The 14764-nt window shown below is 57.0% G+C and carries 17 protein-coding genes, 1 tRNA gene and 1 rRNA gene; 1 reads left to right on the top strand and 18 read right to left on the bottom strand.

Annotated elements, in window-relative coordinates; genetic code table 11:
• Nucleotides 1–88 precede the first annotated feature (88 nt).
• Genes D4100_RS16070 through D4100_RS15995 form a run of 16 tightly spaced genes read right to left on the bottom strand, consistent with a single transcriptional unit; the run spans nucleotide 89 to nucleotide 13606 of the window.
• Entirely contained in the window at nucleotides 89–1318 is a 1230-nt protein-coding gene (locus tag D4100_RS16070; protein ID WP_006322419.1) for a beta-ketoacyl-ACP synthase, read from the bottom strand.
• Nucleotides 1315–2046, bottom strand: coding sequence for a 3-ketoacyl-ACP reductase FabG2 (locus tag D4100_RS16065; RefSeq protein WP_119804768.1), 732 nt, complete (start codon nucleotides 2044–2046; stop codon nucleotides 1315–1317). Before D4100_RS16065 ends, D4100_RS16070 begins: the two co-directional genes overlap by 4 nt.
• Nucleotides 2043–2516: a hotdog family protein gene (locus D4100_RS16060; RefSeq protein WP_119804767.1), complete on the bottom strand. Its 474-nt coding sequence runs from the start codon at nucleotides 2514–2516 to the stop codon at nucleotides 2043–2045. Before D4100_RS16060 ends, D4100_RS16065 begins: the two co-directional genes overlap by 4 nt.
• Nucleotides 2513–3682 (bottom strand): beta-ketoacyl-[acyl-carrier-protein] synthase family protein, encoded by a 1170-nt coding sequence (locus D4100_RS16055; RefSeq protein ID WP_119804766.1) that lies wholly within the window; start codon nucleotides 3680–3682, stop codon nucleotides 2513–2515. The genes D4100_RS16060 and D4100_RS16055 overlap by 4 nt, the downstream gene beginning before the upstream one ends.
• Nucleotides 3682–4254, bottom strand: coding sequence for a DUF3261 domain-containing protein (locus D4100_RS16050; protein WP_119804765.1), 573 nt, complete (start codon nucleotides 4252–4254; stop codon nucleotides 3682–3684). Before D4100_RS16050 ends, D4100_RS16055 begins: the two co-directional genes overlap by 1 nt.
• Nucleotides 4254–6575: an MMPL family transporter gene (locus D4100_RS16045; RefSeq protein WP_119804764.1), complete on the bottom strand. Its 2322-nt coding sequence runs from the start codon at nucleotides 6573–6575 to the stop codon at nucleotides 4254–4256. The genes D4100_RS16050 and D4100_RS16045 overlap by 1 nt, the downstream gene beginning before the upstream one ends.
• A complete protein-coding gene (locus D4100_RS16040; protein ID WP_006322425.1) occupies nucleotides 6550–7155 on the bottom strand; it encodes a LolA family protein in 606 nt (201 codons plus the stop codon). Before D4100_RS16040 ends, D4100_RS16045 begins: the two co-directional genes overlap by 26 nt.
• Nucleotides 7152–7580 (bottom strand): acyl-CoA thioesterase, encoded by a 429-nt coding sequence (locus D4100_RS16035; protein WP_006322426.1) that lies wholly within the window; start codon nucleotides 7578–7580, stop codon nucleotides 7152–7154. The genes D4100_RS16040 and D4100_RS16035 overlap by 4 nt, the downstream gene beginning before the upstream one ends.
• On the bottom strand, nucleotides 7577–9274 hold the full coding sequence (locus D4100_RS16030; protein WP_119804763.1) for a glycosyltransferase family 2 protein: 1698 nt from the start codon (nucleotides 9272–9274) through the stop codon (nucleotides 7577–7579). Before D4100_RS16030 ends, D4100_RS16035 begins: the two co-directional genes overlap by 4 nt.
• A complete protein-coding gene (locus D4100_RS16025) occupies nucleotides 9265–9609 on the bottom strand; it encodes an ApeI family dehydratase (protein WP_006322428.1) in 345 nt (114 codons plus the stop codon). The genes D4100_RS16030 and D4100_RS16025 overlap by 10 nt, the downstream gene beginning before the upstream one ends.
• The gene (locus tag D4100_RS16020) at nucleotides 9606–10979 is read right to left on the bottom strand and encodes an AMP-binding protein (protein ID WP_043913288.1); all 1374 of its coding nucleotides are present in this window, start codon (nucleotides 10977–10979) and stop codon (nucleotides 9606–9608) included. Before D4100_RS16020 ends, D4100_RS16025 begins: the two co-directional genes overlap by 4 nt.
• Nucleotides 10946–11530, bottom strand: a complete 585-nt coding sequence (locus D4100_RS16015) for a COG4648 family protein (protein WP_119804762.1) — start codon at nucleotides 11528–11530, stop codon at nucleotides 10946–10948. The genes D4100_RS16020 and D4100_RS16015 overlap by 34 nt, the downstream gene beginning before the upstream one ends.
• 15 nt (nucleotides 11531–11545) lie before the next feature.
• On the bottom strand, nucleotides 11546–11797 hold the full coding sequence (locus tag D4100_RS16010; protein WP_006322431.1) for an acyl carrier protein: 252 nt from the start codon (nucleotides 11795–11797) through the stop codon (nucleotides 11546–11548).
• Between the two features lie 9 nt (nucleotides 11798–11806).
• Nucleotides 11807–12067: a phosphopantetheine-binding protein gene (locus D4100_RS16005; RefSeq protein WP_006322432.1), complete on the bottom strand. Its 261-nt coding sequence runs from the start codon at nucleotides 12065–12067 to the stop codon at nucleotides 11807–11809.
• A gap of 4 nt (nucleotides 12068–12071) precedes the next feature.
• Nucleotides 12072–12890, bottom strand: coding sequence for a lysophospholipid acyltransferase family protein (locus D4100_RS16000; RefSeq protein ID WP_119804865.1), 819 nt, complete (start codon nucleotides 12888–12890; stop codon nucleotides 12072–12074).
• A complete protein-coding gene (locus D4100_RS15995) occupies nucleotides 12890–13606 on the bottom strand; it encodes a beta-ketoacyl synthase chain length factor (RefSeq protein ID WP_043913292.1) in 717 nt (238 codons plus the stop codon). Before D4100_RS15995 ends, D4100_RS16000 begins: the two co-directional genes overlap by 1 nt.
• 285 nt (nucleotides 13607–13891) lie before the next feature.
• On the opposite strand from D4100_RS15995, the gene D4100_RS15990 reads away from it, so the two are divergent.
• The gene (locus D4100_RS15990) at nucleotides 13892–14281 is read left to right on the top strand and encodes a hypothetical protein (protein WP_119804761.1); all 390 of its coding nucleotides are present in this window, start codon (nucleotides 13892–13894) and stop codon (nucleotides 14279–14281) included.
• A gap of 191 nt (nucleotides 14282–14472) precedes the next feature.
• Here the strand turns inward: D4100_RS15990 and D4100_RS15985 are convergent.
• A tRNA-Asp gene (locus tag D4100_RS15985) sits at nucleotides 14473–14549 on the bottom strand.
• A gap of 95 nt (nucleotides 14550–14644) precedes the next feature.
• Nucleotides 14645–14760, bottom strand: a 5S ribosomal RNA gene (rrf, locus tag D4100_RS15980).
• Nucleotides 14761–14764 lie beyond the last annotated feature (4 nt).

Below are 14764 nucleotides of genomic sequence, written 5' to 3'. Positions count from 1 at the left end.
GTTTTGTTGATCAAAAACGCCCTATTATGCATAAGACTTTTGATTAAACGGCAATAATAACCGGAGCGAGCGCCCCGGTTTGAAGGAATTACGCCCAGCGGCGCAGGATCAACGAGGTGTTGATACCACCGAACGCGAAGTTGTTCGATTGCACAAACTCGGTGTCAATTTGCCGATATTCGCCCATGATGTAATCCAGATCGCCGCAGGCACTGTCCGGTTCACTGAGGTTGATGGTCGGCGCAAAGCGGCCTTCACGCATCATTTCCAGCGTCATCCAGGCTTCCAGCGCGCCGCAGGCACCCAACGTATGGCCAAAATAGCTTTTCAGCGAGGAAATTGGCGTGCGGTTGCCAAAAATCGCCGCCGTTGCCTGGCTTTCCGCAATATCGCCACGATCGGTCGCCGTACCGTGCGCGCTGATGTAGCCGATATCGCCGGCCGCCAGCCCGGAAGCCTTCAGCGCCTGCCGCATGCAAATCTGCATGGTTTCCTGCTGCGGCTGGGTAATGTGCGCCGCATCGCAGTTGGTCGCAAAACTGATAATCTCGCCGTAAATAGTGGCGCCACGCGCCTGCGCATGCTCCAGCGACTCAAGGATCAAGGTTCCCGCCCCTTCGCCAATCACCAGGCCGTCGCGCTGACGATCAAACGGGCGTGGCGACAGATCCGGGCGATCGTTTTGCTGGCTGGTCGCAAACAGCGTATCAAACACCGCCGCCTCCGAAGGACACAGCTCCTCGGCCCCGCCCGCCACCATCACCGTCTGATAACCGTGGCGGATGCTCTCGAAAGCGTAGCCAATCGCCTGGCTGCCTGAGGTACAGGCGCTGGAGGTCGGGATCACCCTCCCCCGCAGGCCGAAAAACAGGCCGGCATTCACCGCTGCGGTGTGCGGCATCATCTGCACATAGGTGGTGCCGGTGATATTGTTGGTGTGTTTTTCCGTCAGCATGGTGGCGAACTCGCTGACCGGTTTGGTGCTGCCGGTAGATGAGCCGTAGGCGATGCCGGTTTCGCCGTTGGTCAACACCGCCTCACCCAGCAACCCGGCCTGCTCAAGCGCCAGTTCGGTCGCACGGGTAGCCAGCAATGAAACGCGCCCCATCGAACGGATGCGCTTGCGCGTATAATGCTCCGGCAGCACGAAATCATCGATCGGCGCACCAAGGTGAGTGTTCAACCCCTGATATTCTTCCCATTGCGCCATATAGCGCACCGCATTCTTCCCCTGCTTCAGCCGGCCGGACACGTCCGCCCAGTTATTGCCGAAGGCGGTAACACCCGCCATGCCGGTCACAACCACTCGTTGTGTCATACCATTCCTCCGTTAATGGAAATGACCTGCCGCGTTACATAGCCGGCAATATCCGACATCAAATAGCTGGCCAGCCCGGCCACCTCTTCCGCCGAGCCCATGCGTTTGAGCGGGATCGCGCGCATCGCTTCAATCAGCGCCGCCGGCTCCATGTCAATCATGCCGGTGTCAATCAGGCCCGGGGCAATGCAGTTAACGGTTATTTTGCGTTTCGCCAGCTCGATCGCCAGTGCCTTGCAGGCACCGATTACGCCGGCCTTGGCCGCGCTGTAGTTGACCTGCCCACGGTTCCCCATTACGCCGGAAACCGACGAGAGTGCAATGATTCGCCCGCCTTTGCGCAGGCCAATCATCGGCATGACGCAGGGATGAAGCACATTGTAGAAGCTGTCGAGGTTGGTGTGGATCACTCCGTCCCAGTCCTCTTCACTCAGTGCAGGGAAAGCGCCATCACGGGTAATACCCGCATTATTCACCACGCCGTAATAGGCGCCGTGCCCCTCAATATCTTGCTCAAGCTGCTCGCGGCACTGGATGCGGTTGCCGATATCAAACTGAATCAAACGCCCTTGCCCGCCGGCGGCGACAATTTGTTGCAGCGTGTACTCTGCCCCGGTTTTATCGCGGTGGTAGTGAACGACGATCAAAAAGCCATCCGCAGCCAGGCGGCAGGCAATGGCCTGACCGATCCCTTTACTGGCGCCGGTGACTAAAACGGAACGCATCATGCGTTTCCCCTTAAGGTAGTCAATTGGATTATTTCTTGTTTATCAGGCTGATAAGTGTTCAGCCTGCCCTGTGCGACCCGCACATTATCGATACTGATTTCACATTCGAAACTGGCCAGTTTTTCGTCTTTCAGCAGTTGTTGCACGCTAACCCGCAGTTCGCTGCCGGCAGGAAATACCGGCAGTTCGCAGTGAATGGCACGCCCACCGAGCAGCATGCCAAGCCGCGGCTGTTGGGCTGCCTGCCTGCCATGCCAGCCGCTCCAGACGCCGATAGCCTGCGCCATCAGCTCAATGCCGTACCAGCCCGGCAATGCGCCCTGTACGTCAAGAAAGGGGGCCAATACGCCGTCAGGTCTGACCGTCACCGCACATTGCGCGTGCTCCTCGCCCACCTCAAGTACCCATTCCAGCAGCACCATCGGTGATGCATGGGGCAAATAGTATTCCGCAGTGTGATAACGACTCATGGAGCATCCCCCAGCAACAGGCAGGCATTATTGCCGCCGAACGCAAACGAATTGGACAGGATAGCGCGCTGGCGTAACGGCTGCTGTCGGCAAACCAGGCCGAGCGGCGCCAGCTCGCCATCGCAGGGCACAACGCTGAAATCCTGCTGCGGCAATGGCAATGGCTGAGTCAATAACAACCAGCTCAGCGCCGCTTCTACCGCACCGGCGGCACCCAGCGTGTGGCCGGTGAGGTGCTTGGTGGAGCTGCACGGCGTCTGTGCGCCAAACAGGCGATTCACCACCTGAGCTTCTACCAGATCGTTAAGCCGCGTCGCGGTGCCGTGCAGATTAATATAACCGATCTGTTCGGTGCTCAAACCGGCCTGTCGCAGCGCCATGGTCATAGCCCGCTCGGCGCCTTCACCTGCAGGATGCGGTGCCGACATATGCCAGGCATCGGAAGACTCCCCGACGCCCAGTAACGCTACAGCTGCCGGCTCACGCGTCAACAGCATCAGCGCAGCGGCCTCGCCAATATTGATGCCGTTACGCCCGGCGGCAAATGGCGTGCAACGCTCCGCGGACAGCGATTCCAGGCTGTTGAAGCCGTTGATCGGCATTTGGCACAGGCTATCGGCACCGCCCACAATCGCCGCGTCCACCAGCCCGGCGTCAATCAGGCGTTTACCGCTGATGATGGCGCGCGCACTGGAGGAGCAGGCGGTCGACAGAGTATAGGCCGGGCCACGGGTAGCAAGAAAAGCGCGGAGGAACTGGCCTGGATCGCCCAACTCCTGCTGCTGATAATCATAGCCCTGCGGCCACTGTCCTGCCTGATGCTGTCGCAATGCCAGCTCACCTTCGCGAATGCCGGAAGTGCTGGTGCCCATGATCACCGCAACGCGTTCGGCGCCGTAGCGGGCGATGGCCTCGCGCACCGGCACCTCGATTTGCGCCAATGCGGCCAACAGCAAGCGGTTGTTGCGAGAGTTATGGCGTTTGAGTGGCTCAGGAACTGCGGGCAGTTCGCCCTGTACGTTACCGAACCAGGATGGCGCATCTCCGAGCAGCCACTGCGTCTGCCTCTGCATGCCAGGCGACACGCCGCGAGCCAGATTTTCCGCGATCTGCGGCAGACTGTTACCCAGCGCGTTCACCATACCTACGGCAGAGAAATAGATCATTATTCGCTCCCCAGATTCTGAATGGTGATGCGGTAATGGAAAGCGGATTGGGTTATCGACAGCGGATTACGTTGGCCATTGGCTTGCTGATAACGGATTTCACTGATCGTCGCGCCGCGATCGTCATACAGACGGCGTACCTCCGGCCGATCCTCCAACCGCCACCCTGCCGGCAGCAAGGGCCGCCAGTCGGCCGCCGGCCAATAGCTCAGCATGATATCGGCCAGCACCTGGCTGGCGGGCGGCAGTTCACCCACTTTGATCAACTGCTCGGTGTGGATCCCCTGACGATCGTAGGTCAGGTTGAACAAGCGGATGCCCAGCGGCGACATACCCACCAGTTGCAGGCGGCGGCCGTCGGCATTCAGCAGCACCAGCATCGAATGCCGCTGTCCCTTCACTTCGGCGGTCAACAACTGCTGTTGGCTGATCGGTTGCTCCAACACGGGAGACGGCAATGCCACCCGCGTCCCGGGTTTCAGCCACGCCTGCGGCAAGGTGGGATCCTGCGAACCGGCACAGCCGGCCAGCAGGGTTGCCAGCATTAACAGCATCATTCGTAAGCCGCGCATCAGGCTTTTCCTCTTTTTCTTTTCGTTGCTAACGTCAGCGGCGCCAACAGAAATGCCACGGCGATACCGCTGCTTAATACAATGCCAAAACTGCTGATGGCCTGAGTATGGCTCAGCACCAACATGCCAAAGGTCAACTGGGTGGTGAAGACCGCCATAAAGATGGCGAACATCGAGGTGGTCGGCGTGCCCCGGGGATTGGTGAAGAACAGCGTATAGTTAATGCCGATCCCCAATACCAGTATCAGCGCCAACAGCGAAAACAGATTCAGCGTATGCCCGCTCAACGCCAGCACGGCAATGCCACAACCCAGCGACAGCAGCGTCGGCACCATACAGCGCAAACCGTGCAACAGACCAAAACGCCACAGATAGATCAGCGCGATCGCCGCCACCGACAGCGCCAGCAGATACGACAGATACAACCGGTACTGGCCAAACAGTTCGCTGAATTCGGTTTTCCGGTCGATCCAACCGGTACCCGGCACCTGCCCAGCCAACGCCTGCATCGCCGCGCTGTTTTGTACGCCGTTGACCGGTACCAGCGCCGCACTGCGACCATCAGGCAACGTCAGCCACAGTAGCCGCCAGCCCTCGCTGACCACGCTGCCCAGCCACTGTTGCGGCGTCACCCATTCAGCGGTCAAGTCCGGCGCATTCAGCGTCAGCTCCGCCTGCTGTAATTGCGTCACCACCTGAGGGGCCACCCGCTGCAACAGGGCGACGTTTTCCTGCTGGCGCTGATGCGAAGGCAGCGGCAGCAGGCGATAGTCCTTCAGCACGCCTTGCCGTTTGGCCTGCGCCAGCCTGGGTTGCAACAACTCCAGCCGTTGCAGCAGTTGTTCGCCATTGGCTCCGTACACCACCAACCATTTCTGATCGTTATGCTGGCCGGTCAAAGCGGCGATACGCTGTTCCTGCTGCTGCAACTCCGCCGGCAACGCCTGCAGTTGGCCGATGTCGTCATCCACTTTCAGTTGGCTGAAACCGGCAATAATCACCAGCAACGCCGAACCGGGCAGCCCATAGCGCAGCAGAGGCCGATGGCGCCAGGCGTGCAGCCAACGCAGAATTAGCGCCAGCCCCGGTGCCGGACGCACCGGCAGACGACGCGACAACTGCGGATACCAGCAGATCACGGTAATGCAGGCGGCGCTCAGCCCGGCGGCGGCAAATACCGCCAATTGCTGTAAACCCGGGAACGGCGCAATCAACAGCGCCAGATAGGCGACAACCGTGGTCAGCAGCGCCATCGACAATGCCGGCAGCAGTTTTTGCAAACTGGCCAGCGGCGTCGATTGTTGCCCATGCACCATGCGTTCGGTCAAAAAATAGAGCGCGTAATCCGCCGAAATGCCGACGATGCTGATGCTCAGCACCAGCGTCATCAAATGAATTTCCCCAAACGCCAGAAGCGTGGCGACAGTGCCCGCCAGGGCGCCGATCCCCACCGACAGCGCACACAGCAACAGCGGCAACGGTGAGCGGAACATCAACAGCACCAACAGGAAGACTCCCGCCACCGAGGCCAGACCAATAGTCGAAATATCCCGTTCGGCCTGCTGGCTGGCGTAGTTGCTGTAATAGAGCGTGCCGCGGTTCAATACCTCGGCGCCCGGCCAACGTTGTTGCAGTTGCTGTTGCAACGCCGTCAGTTTATCTACCGTGTTTCGTGCACTACCGATGTCATAAGACGACGCACTCAACTCGGCGTGCAACAAATACCAACTGCGGCCCTGCGTATCTCGCGCCACCAGCCAACCGTTGGCAAGGTTCAGCGAACCGCCGTTCTGCTGCTGCGCCAGCTGTGAGCCGCGCACCAGCATCAGCGGATCGCTGGCCAGTTCCTTGCCGCTGACGCCGGCGAAGGCCGAGTAAAGCTGGCCGAGGATCCACTGGCTCTGCGCATCCGGCCCCTGTATCAGCCGTTGTCGGGTAGCATCGTCCAGCAACACGTTGCGGTGCCGATAAAAAAACAGCCCCCACTGCTGCTGGCGTTGCGCGTCCATCGGGCCGCCAACCTGCTGCAATTCCGGCATCTGCCGCAATTGCTGCCACCACCAGCTCACTGCGGCGCTGTCCGCACCTGGCGGCGGGCTCACCAGCCACATCAATTGGCGATCGAGCCGGCGGCTGAAGCCGTCGGCCAATTCATCCGGCACGCCCACCAGTTGCTGCTTCGGCAATAACGCCAGCACACTGCTGTTGATCTGGCTGCGGGGCAGCAACCAGCACAGCGCCGCGAGCAATATCAGGCAAATCGCCAACCAACCAAAGGCCAGCCGCCGATGCTGCTCAGGACGCAAAGCGCTGTTGCTCATCAAGGGTCAATGCCTGCGGCGCCGTACGTTGATTAAAGAAGCGAATGTGCGTGGCATCGCTTTGCATATCGTCGATATCAATGGTTTCCAGGAATTGCTCTCCGTTGAGCGTAATGCGTTTGAACAAACGGTCGAGCGGCGTGGTTTTTGGCGTCAGTACCAGCCGCCATTTGTTGTGCCCGAGATCGCTGAACTGCAAGGCAAAGTTTTGCTCCAGCGCCTGACTATCGGCGTGGAACAACGCGGTCAGCAGGTGGTTAAACTGGAACATCTGCGGGTTATTATCCGCCGTCACCACCTGCGGGGGCTGGCCGGCCAAAGTTTGCACCATGCGTTTATCATCCAGCAGCAAGGTCAGCGGGAAAGGTTTTTGCTGCGCCCACCACAGCCCTTTTTGCTGAGAAATCAGCAATTCACCGCTCGATTTCAGCGGTTTATCCATGCCGCTGATACTGCGCTGTTGCTCGAACTCGGCACGCAAGACCGGTTGTTGGCTGAAGCGCTGCTGCAACTCCGCCAGCGTGACCGCTTGGGCGCTCAGGCTGAACAAGGTGACGACCATCAATAACCAGCCTTTCATTGCTCACTCCCGATGTTATCCAACAGTATTTGCGGCGACACAAAGCACATCTCTTTGCTTTCGGCATCCACCGCCACCTGGATACTGTGCCCACGGGTGGTGGTTTTGCCGCTTTGCGCATCGAGGATGCGGTAACCAATGCGCAGGCGATTCTCATACTCTTCCAGTTCAGCGCAGACGATGATCCGTTGCTCAAACAGCACCGGCGCAATGTATTTCACCCGCGTATCCACGATCGGCCAAACATAACCCGAAGCCTGCATCTGGCGATAACCGTAATTGAACTGCTTCAGCAAGGCTTCGCGCGCGATCTCAAAATAGCGAAAGTAGTTGCCGTGCCACACCACGCCCATGGCGTCGGTATCATGGAACGGGATAGTCATCTCAATCCGGGTGGAAAAACGCGGATCTTCTGTTAGCTTCATGTCTCAGGCTCCTGTGCCGCCAACTGCCAGAAATCGAAAAAATTGAACCAGTCGAGCGGTGCCAACAGGCAATAGTGCTCGAGCCGCGCGGCATAGCTATCTACCGCCTGCTGCAATGCCTGCCGGCGCTGAGCGCGGGGTAATAGCAGCGGATCGGAAAAGGGTTCGAAATAAACGTTCAGCCGCCCCTGTTGCTTGAGGCCGAACATCAGAAATACCGGGCAGCGCAGCGCGGCGGCCAGGACGAACGGCCCCTGCGGAAAAGGTGCCAGCTTGCCGAGGAAATGGCTCCAGACCACGCGCGGCTGCTCGCCACGCTGATGCTTTCCGGCTGAGGTGCGATCGCCGACAATCGCCACCCATTCACCGGCGTTGAGCTTGTCTTGCAGACGCATGGCCGTTTCCGGCCCCAACGAAGTGACCTGAATCAGATTCAGATTGGCACGCGGGTTCACCTCTTTCATCACCTGGTTGAAGCGCTCGGCATGTTCGGTAAACACCAGGGCATTGACCTTAACGTTCGAATCCAGCTCACCCAGCGCACGACACGACTCAATATCCCCCAGGTGTGAAGCCAGGATCAGCGTGCCTTTGCCGGAAGCGATCTGCCGTTCGCAGCCGGCGCGATCCACCAAACGAATGTCATGCAGTTCCCCACGCCAGCTTGACAGCTTATCGAGCATCGCATCGCCGAAGCGCATAAAGTGACGAAAACTGTTTAGCGGTGCGGGCAAAGCTTGTTGCCTGCCCTGTGCAAACTCTTGCAAGCGTTGCAGATAGTCGCGTGATGCCTTGCGCTGAGCACGGCCGGTCAGCCAGAAATAGCCAATCACCGGGTATAGCAGCAGTTGAAATGCCCGGCGGCCAAATAGCCGGTAAACCTGCAGCATGAGCCGGATGCCCCACAGGCCATGGCGTTCTTCGGTTGCCGACCAGTGCAATGAATTAGCCGGCTTGCGGCACAGCAGACGTGGAATACGCGGCAACATGCCGAAAAACAAACGGGTGTGCATCCAGGAAATACGCAGGTTGTCGCGCAGCGCATCAAAATGGGAGACGCCGTCGGCTGGATAGGTGACGCGCGTCGGCAGAAAGCGGCTTGGCACGCCTTGCCAGTACAGCCTGACCATCACCTCGGTATCGAAATCCATGCGCTTGCCGAGCGGATGACTTGCCGCCAGTGTCAGCGTCGGCTCCACCGGGTAGACGCGAAAACCGCACATGCTGTCTTTCAGCGACAGCGACAGGGTTTCTATCCACACCCATACGTGAGTGACATAGCGGCCATACAGCCGCGCCTTCGGTACCGAGCTGTCGTAGACCGGTTGACCGGAAATCAAACAATCGGGGTGAGCGCGCGCTTCGGCAATCATGTCCGGAATATCGCTCAGTTGATGCTGGCCGTCGGCATCCACCTGCAGAGCGTGACTGTATCCCTGGTTGTGCGCCAATTGCAGCCCGGCGATCACCGCTGCGCCTTTGCCCTGATTTTGCTCCAGCCGCAGCAATTGAACCCAGGGCAACCCGGCCGCCAACCGTTGCAATTCATCGGCGGTGCCGGCAGCGCTGCCATCATCCACCACCAGGCACGGCAGACCATAACCGGCCAGCGAGGCCAGCACATCGGCCATCATCTGCCCATGATTGAAACAGGGGATAACAATGCAGGGGGAGAACGGTGCGATCACTGGCATAACGAAATCTTACCGCTGCTGGCGGTAGCCTCACCGAGGCGATAACTGAACAAAAGTTTGTGGCGCGCCGGTTGCCATTCAAGCAGCAGCGACAAAGTCTGCCCCGGTAACAAGGGTTGCTGAAACTTGACGACTTCGATGCCTTTGAACGCCGCCTCGATACCCAATAGCTGATGCGCATACTGCATCGCCCAGTTTACTTGGGCCACACCGGGCAGGATCGGCTGCTCAGGAAAATGGCCGCGAAACCAAAACAGTTCGGCGGGCAGACGCAATAGCAGGCTGGCGTGGGTCGCATCGCTCACCTGCTGTTGCAGTACCTCAGGTTGCATCATAAAAACAGCTCCTGTAGTTCGGCATAGGCGCGCTTGCCCTGCGGGTTAAGCGGGATGACATCAATAATGCGCCAACTGCGCGGCAACGCCACCGGCTCCAGCCAGCTACGCAGAGCCTGGCGGAGTTCCCGGGTGAAAGCCCCTTCGGACATGCTTTGCCGGCGAATTTCACCGTGCGGGGAAAGCACTATCGCCGCAGCCAGCAAGGTTCGCCCTCTTTGCTGGAGTGGCAACACCGCGGCATCGGCGATCTCCGGCAAGGCTTTCAGGCGCCGCTCAATTTCCGTCAGCGACAGACGTTTCTCTTCTACCTTGATAATCCGGTCGGCACGGCCATTCAACTGAAACAGCCGGCCATTCGGCGCGAGTTGAATGATATCGCTCAGCGCCGCTTCACCACTATCAGGTATCAGCGGTGAGGCTACGTTGACACTATTATCCGAATTAACCCTTAGCCCAATGGAAGCAAACAGTTGCCACAACGCAGCCTCCTCGGTTTGCCTGCGCCATGCCAGCATGCCGGTTTCGGTGGTGCCGTAAATCTCCAGCGGCAACGTCTTCAGCATTTGCCGGGCAAGCTGCGCTTCGGCAAAGGTTAACGGGCCACCGGCGGAAAACACCTGGGCACAGGCTGAAAGCGCCAACCGGTTATCCAAACGTTTAAGCCACGCCGGGCTGCTGACAAAAATCAGACGCCGTCCCTGATGTCTGGCAATCAGTTGCTCATGATATTCCGTCAGTTGCGCATCAAAAGGCAGGCCGAGCGCCAGCGGCAGGAACAGGCGAAAGCTCAGGCCATACATATGCTGATGAGATACCGATGCCGCCACGCTGCAACCCTGAAAGACTTCGCCCCACTCGGCTGCCAACAGCTCGCTCTCGCGATCCATGCAGGCGACAGATTTGATTACCGCCTGCGGCTGGCCGGTCGAACCTGAGGTATAAAGAATAAATCGGGGATCCTGCGGCCAGATGGGTAGAGGGATATCCACAACAGATCCCTCTGCCACGCTCAGAACCGGCGTACCGGGATCGAGGGGAAAATCGGTCAGCAAAGCGTCGTAATCCGCCCGCTGCTCTTTGAGGATAGCTTCACGCTGGTGACCGAAGATCACCGGCAATCTGGCGGCATAAAGCGATGCCAGCCAGGCAACGGCAAAACGATAACTATCATCAAAACACAACGCCCAACGTCGTTCTTCCCTGACGGCCAATCTTGCGGCCAGAGCGGCGACATCGCGACGGAATTGGCCAAGACGCAGTGCCTGCGGGCCACGCCAGGCAATAAGCAGGGAATCGTCCCGCTCCGCGCTGAGCCACTGGCTCATCGGCAAACTCAGGTGCGCCGGATCCTTTTCCTGACTATCCATTCAATACCCATTAATGCCCCCATCAGCAGATAACTGATGCCGCCGTTATACAGTGTCCAGAGCGCTATATCGCCTGACAGACAGGTTGCCAGCGCTATTGCGCCATTAACAATAAAGAACCCGCACCAGACCTGAGTCACCCGTTGGGTATAAGCCACGCCGGCGGCATCCAATTGCGGTTCGGTAATTCGTGCCAGCCGCTCCACCACCGTGGGTGGAGCAAACAGGGAGTAGACAAACAGCAAAAGCAGTAAAATGTTGACCAGCACCGGGTAATACAGCAGCCAGTGAGTCTGCTTCAACCCCCAACTGGTGAGTGCCAGCAGGATACCGACCCCGGCTAACGCCTTGCCCAGCCACATCTGTTGACGCAGTTTTCCGCGCAACATCAGCAGGCGTAAGGTAAATACCGCCGCCAACAACGGCGCCAGGATTGTGGTTCCCCAGCGAGTCAGGCCAACCCAAACCGCCAGCGGGTATAGCAGCAGAACCAGCCATGTCGCGACCTGAAGCAACCGTAAAACAGGGTTCAGCCAGGAAGCTGTCTTCACCTTATCGCCACAGCGTTAACTGTCTGATTTCAGCAGTTCATCGATAGCGTCAACCACGTCCTGCACGGTGCGCACCGACTTGAACATTTCCGGCTTAATCTTCTTGCCGGTCGTTTTCTGCAGATGCACCACCAGATCTACCGCATCAATGCTATCCAGTTCCAGCTCTTCGTAAAGGCGGGATTCCGGTTTGATATCATCAGCATCCAGTTCAAACAGCTTGACCAGCAGCGCCTGAATTTGCAGGTAAATATCTTGTTTATCCATGAAAACCTCTTATTTGCTACGCAGTGCAGAAACAAACTTCGCCAGCGTTTCCACGGAATAAAAATGTTGGCGCATGTCTTCGCTTTCAGCTGACAGCACCACGCCATAACGGTTCTTTAATGCCAGACCCAATTCCAACGCATCGATAGAGTCCAGGCCCAGCCCATCACCAAACAGCGGTGCTTCGGCGTCAATCTCCTCCGGCGTCATACCTTCAAGATTGAGCGTATCAATGATCAATTGCTTGATTTCGGTGCTCAATAAATTCATTCCACTATTTCTCATTATTTATAGAATCTGACTGTAAAGCGTCAGTTAAATGCTGGGTTAATCTTCTTGCCGCAAGGGCGGGAGAAACGTCATCCACACGAATAAAGGTGCGGGTTTCGATCTTATCCTGAACGGTAATATGGAACTGAGGTTTTATCGGCGGAATGTTATACCATTTCCCCTGCTTCGTCAGCATGGGCGGACGACAGTGAATTTGCACCACCCGAATATCACACTGGCTGCGCAGCGCAATATTGGCCGCCCCTCTCTGCAATGCGAGCGCCTTGCCTGGCGTAGTGCGAGTCCCCTCAGGAAAAATAAGAATAGTACCGCCGCTAGCCAGGCGCTGCCGGCATTGTTCCAGCAAACGATCCGACTCCGCATTGGCCAGGTAGCCCGCCGCCTTTATCACGCCGCTGACAAACACATTATTCAACAAGGCCTCTTTAACGATGCAGTCGCAGCGTGGCATACGCGAAGCCAGCAACACATAATCCAGCAGGCTGGGATGATTGGCGATCACCAGACAACCGCGATCCTCTTTGAGACGCTCGGCACCGTCGAAACGATAATCCAGTACGCCAAAAAACCGGGTAGTCGCCAGAAAAAAGCGAAAGCTGATTCGGATCGAACTCTGCGTCAGGCGACTGCGACGCGCAGGATCGCGCACCGCCAGACGCATCAGGTTAAACCAGATGCCGGACAGCAACAGCCCGCCGAGGCCAAAAAGCGAAAAACATAAACCGGTGGCGATAACCCGCCAACAACGGTTCAGCCATGAGGATGGTTTGAGGGTTTGTTCAGCAGGAACAACCGTAGCCATCAGCGCCCCCACATCCAGCCATGCTGCGGGCCCGGCACCGCGAACTCCGTATCTGAGCCAAGCCATCCACGCAAAAACGACAGGCTCTGCGGTTCCTTACAAAGATCCGCAACAGGCGCTACCGCACGGCAATTCAATGAACCAGCGCCTTCGAGCAGCAGCGCGACCGCATAGGGAAAAGGATTAGCCGGGACAAAGGGTTGGTAAACCTCCGGCACAATACCGTCGAAATCAACTAATAGCACCCGCTCGGCACTGCCGGTAGCCAACACTGCCTGGGCTTCAATCATTCCCTGTTGAAAGCTGTCTTCACCGGCCGCCAGTGAGGTGGCTGGCAAAGTATTATTCGCCGTAATGGTCAACCACCCCGCTGCGGTGTTGTGCACCGACATCGCGAAATCCGTGGGTGACAATGGCTGTTCCTGATGCAGATGCCGCAGAATTTTTTGCGTACGCTCCAGCTCACCGTGACGGCTGGTAAAGATAGCCATATCCGCCTGATGGTCGTTTAACAAGATTAGCCCGCTCTCTACGGCCAACCGCGTTCCAATACTCATCCGGCGTAGCGACATCATGGGGATATGAGAACAGCCTGGCAACGCCCCCTGACATTCAGCGGCAGGATGCTTATCTGTAGCCCACTGGCGCCATGCTTCACGCGTTCCACGATCGGGAGCCATTGCCCACCAACTGAGTATATTCATGCCGCCCGCCATTAGTGCTATTACAGGTCAGAAAAATTCCGTGCGTAAATTTATTATATTTGACCACAGAATGCATGCGCAAAATTCCTATTTTTGCTCGGAATATTCGATTAAATCATTAGGTTTATTTATAAACATAACATAGAGAGACTTGAGCCGCGTGAAAATTATCACGATGAAAAGCATCAATATTTGTCGAAAAAGGTGCTTGGGGGTATCTTAATGAAGGGAGGCCGTACATAACACCATACGTATGGCTAATACATTTCTTATTTACTATCACTCAGGGAAAAGAGTATGAACCCCTTAAAACTCATTTTAACTGGCGTATTCGTCGCAGCTCTGGCTAGCGGCTGTGCAGGTACCGCTCCGGTGCAAAACATCAACCAAAGCATTGCCGGCAATCACAACGAAGTTCAGGTACGTCAGGCTATTCTCTACGCCGGGCTTAACCGTGGCTGGATCATGAACCCGACCAGTGAAGGCATGATCGATGGAAAAATATTGCTGCGCGGCCACAGTGCCGACATTCGCATCACTTACAATGCAAATAATTACCAGATTAAGTATATTGGCAGCAGTAATATGGATGCCAAAGAGGGTAATATTCACTCAAACTATAATCGCTGGGTGGCTAATTTGAATAAGGATATTCAGTTAGAACTGGCGCGTCAGAATATTAAATAATACTCGGCAAGTACATTACCCGGCAAAAATAATGATGTCGGGTATATTATTCTTTATATTGGTATTAAATTCAGACAATTATTTATGAATGGTCGCCTTCCACCGCAGAAATCACACGGCGACATGCTCATCCATAGTAAATTTTCAATATGAAAAAGCCCTGAGTCAGAAACTCAGGGCTTATCAATAAGTGGCGGAACGGACGGGGCTCGAACCCGCGACCCCCTGCGTGACAGGCAGGTATTCTAACCAACTGAACTACCGCTCCACCGATTCTTTTACGTTGCATCTTTCGATGCAGGCAAAACCGCGCTTGGCGATCCTGCTCATTACCAGGTGTCATACTGATAACGTTTATTTGATGCCTGGCAGTGTCCTACTCTCGCATGGGGAGACCCCACACTACCATCGGCGCTACGGCGTTTCACTTCTGAGTTCGGCATGGGGTCAGGTGGGACCACCGCGCTATTGCCGCCAGGCAAA

The organism is Serratia inhibens (genome assembly GCF_003591175.1).
In the GTDB taxonomy this organism is placed as follows: Bacteria; Pseudomonadota; Gammaproteobacteria; order Enterobacterales; family Enterobacteriaceae; genus Serratia; species Serratia inhibens.
This window is presented reverse-complemented; position numbering and strand designations above follow the sequence as displayed.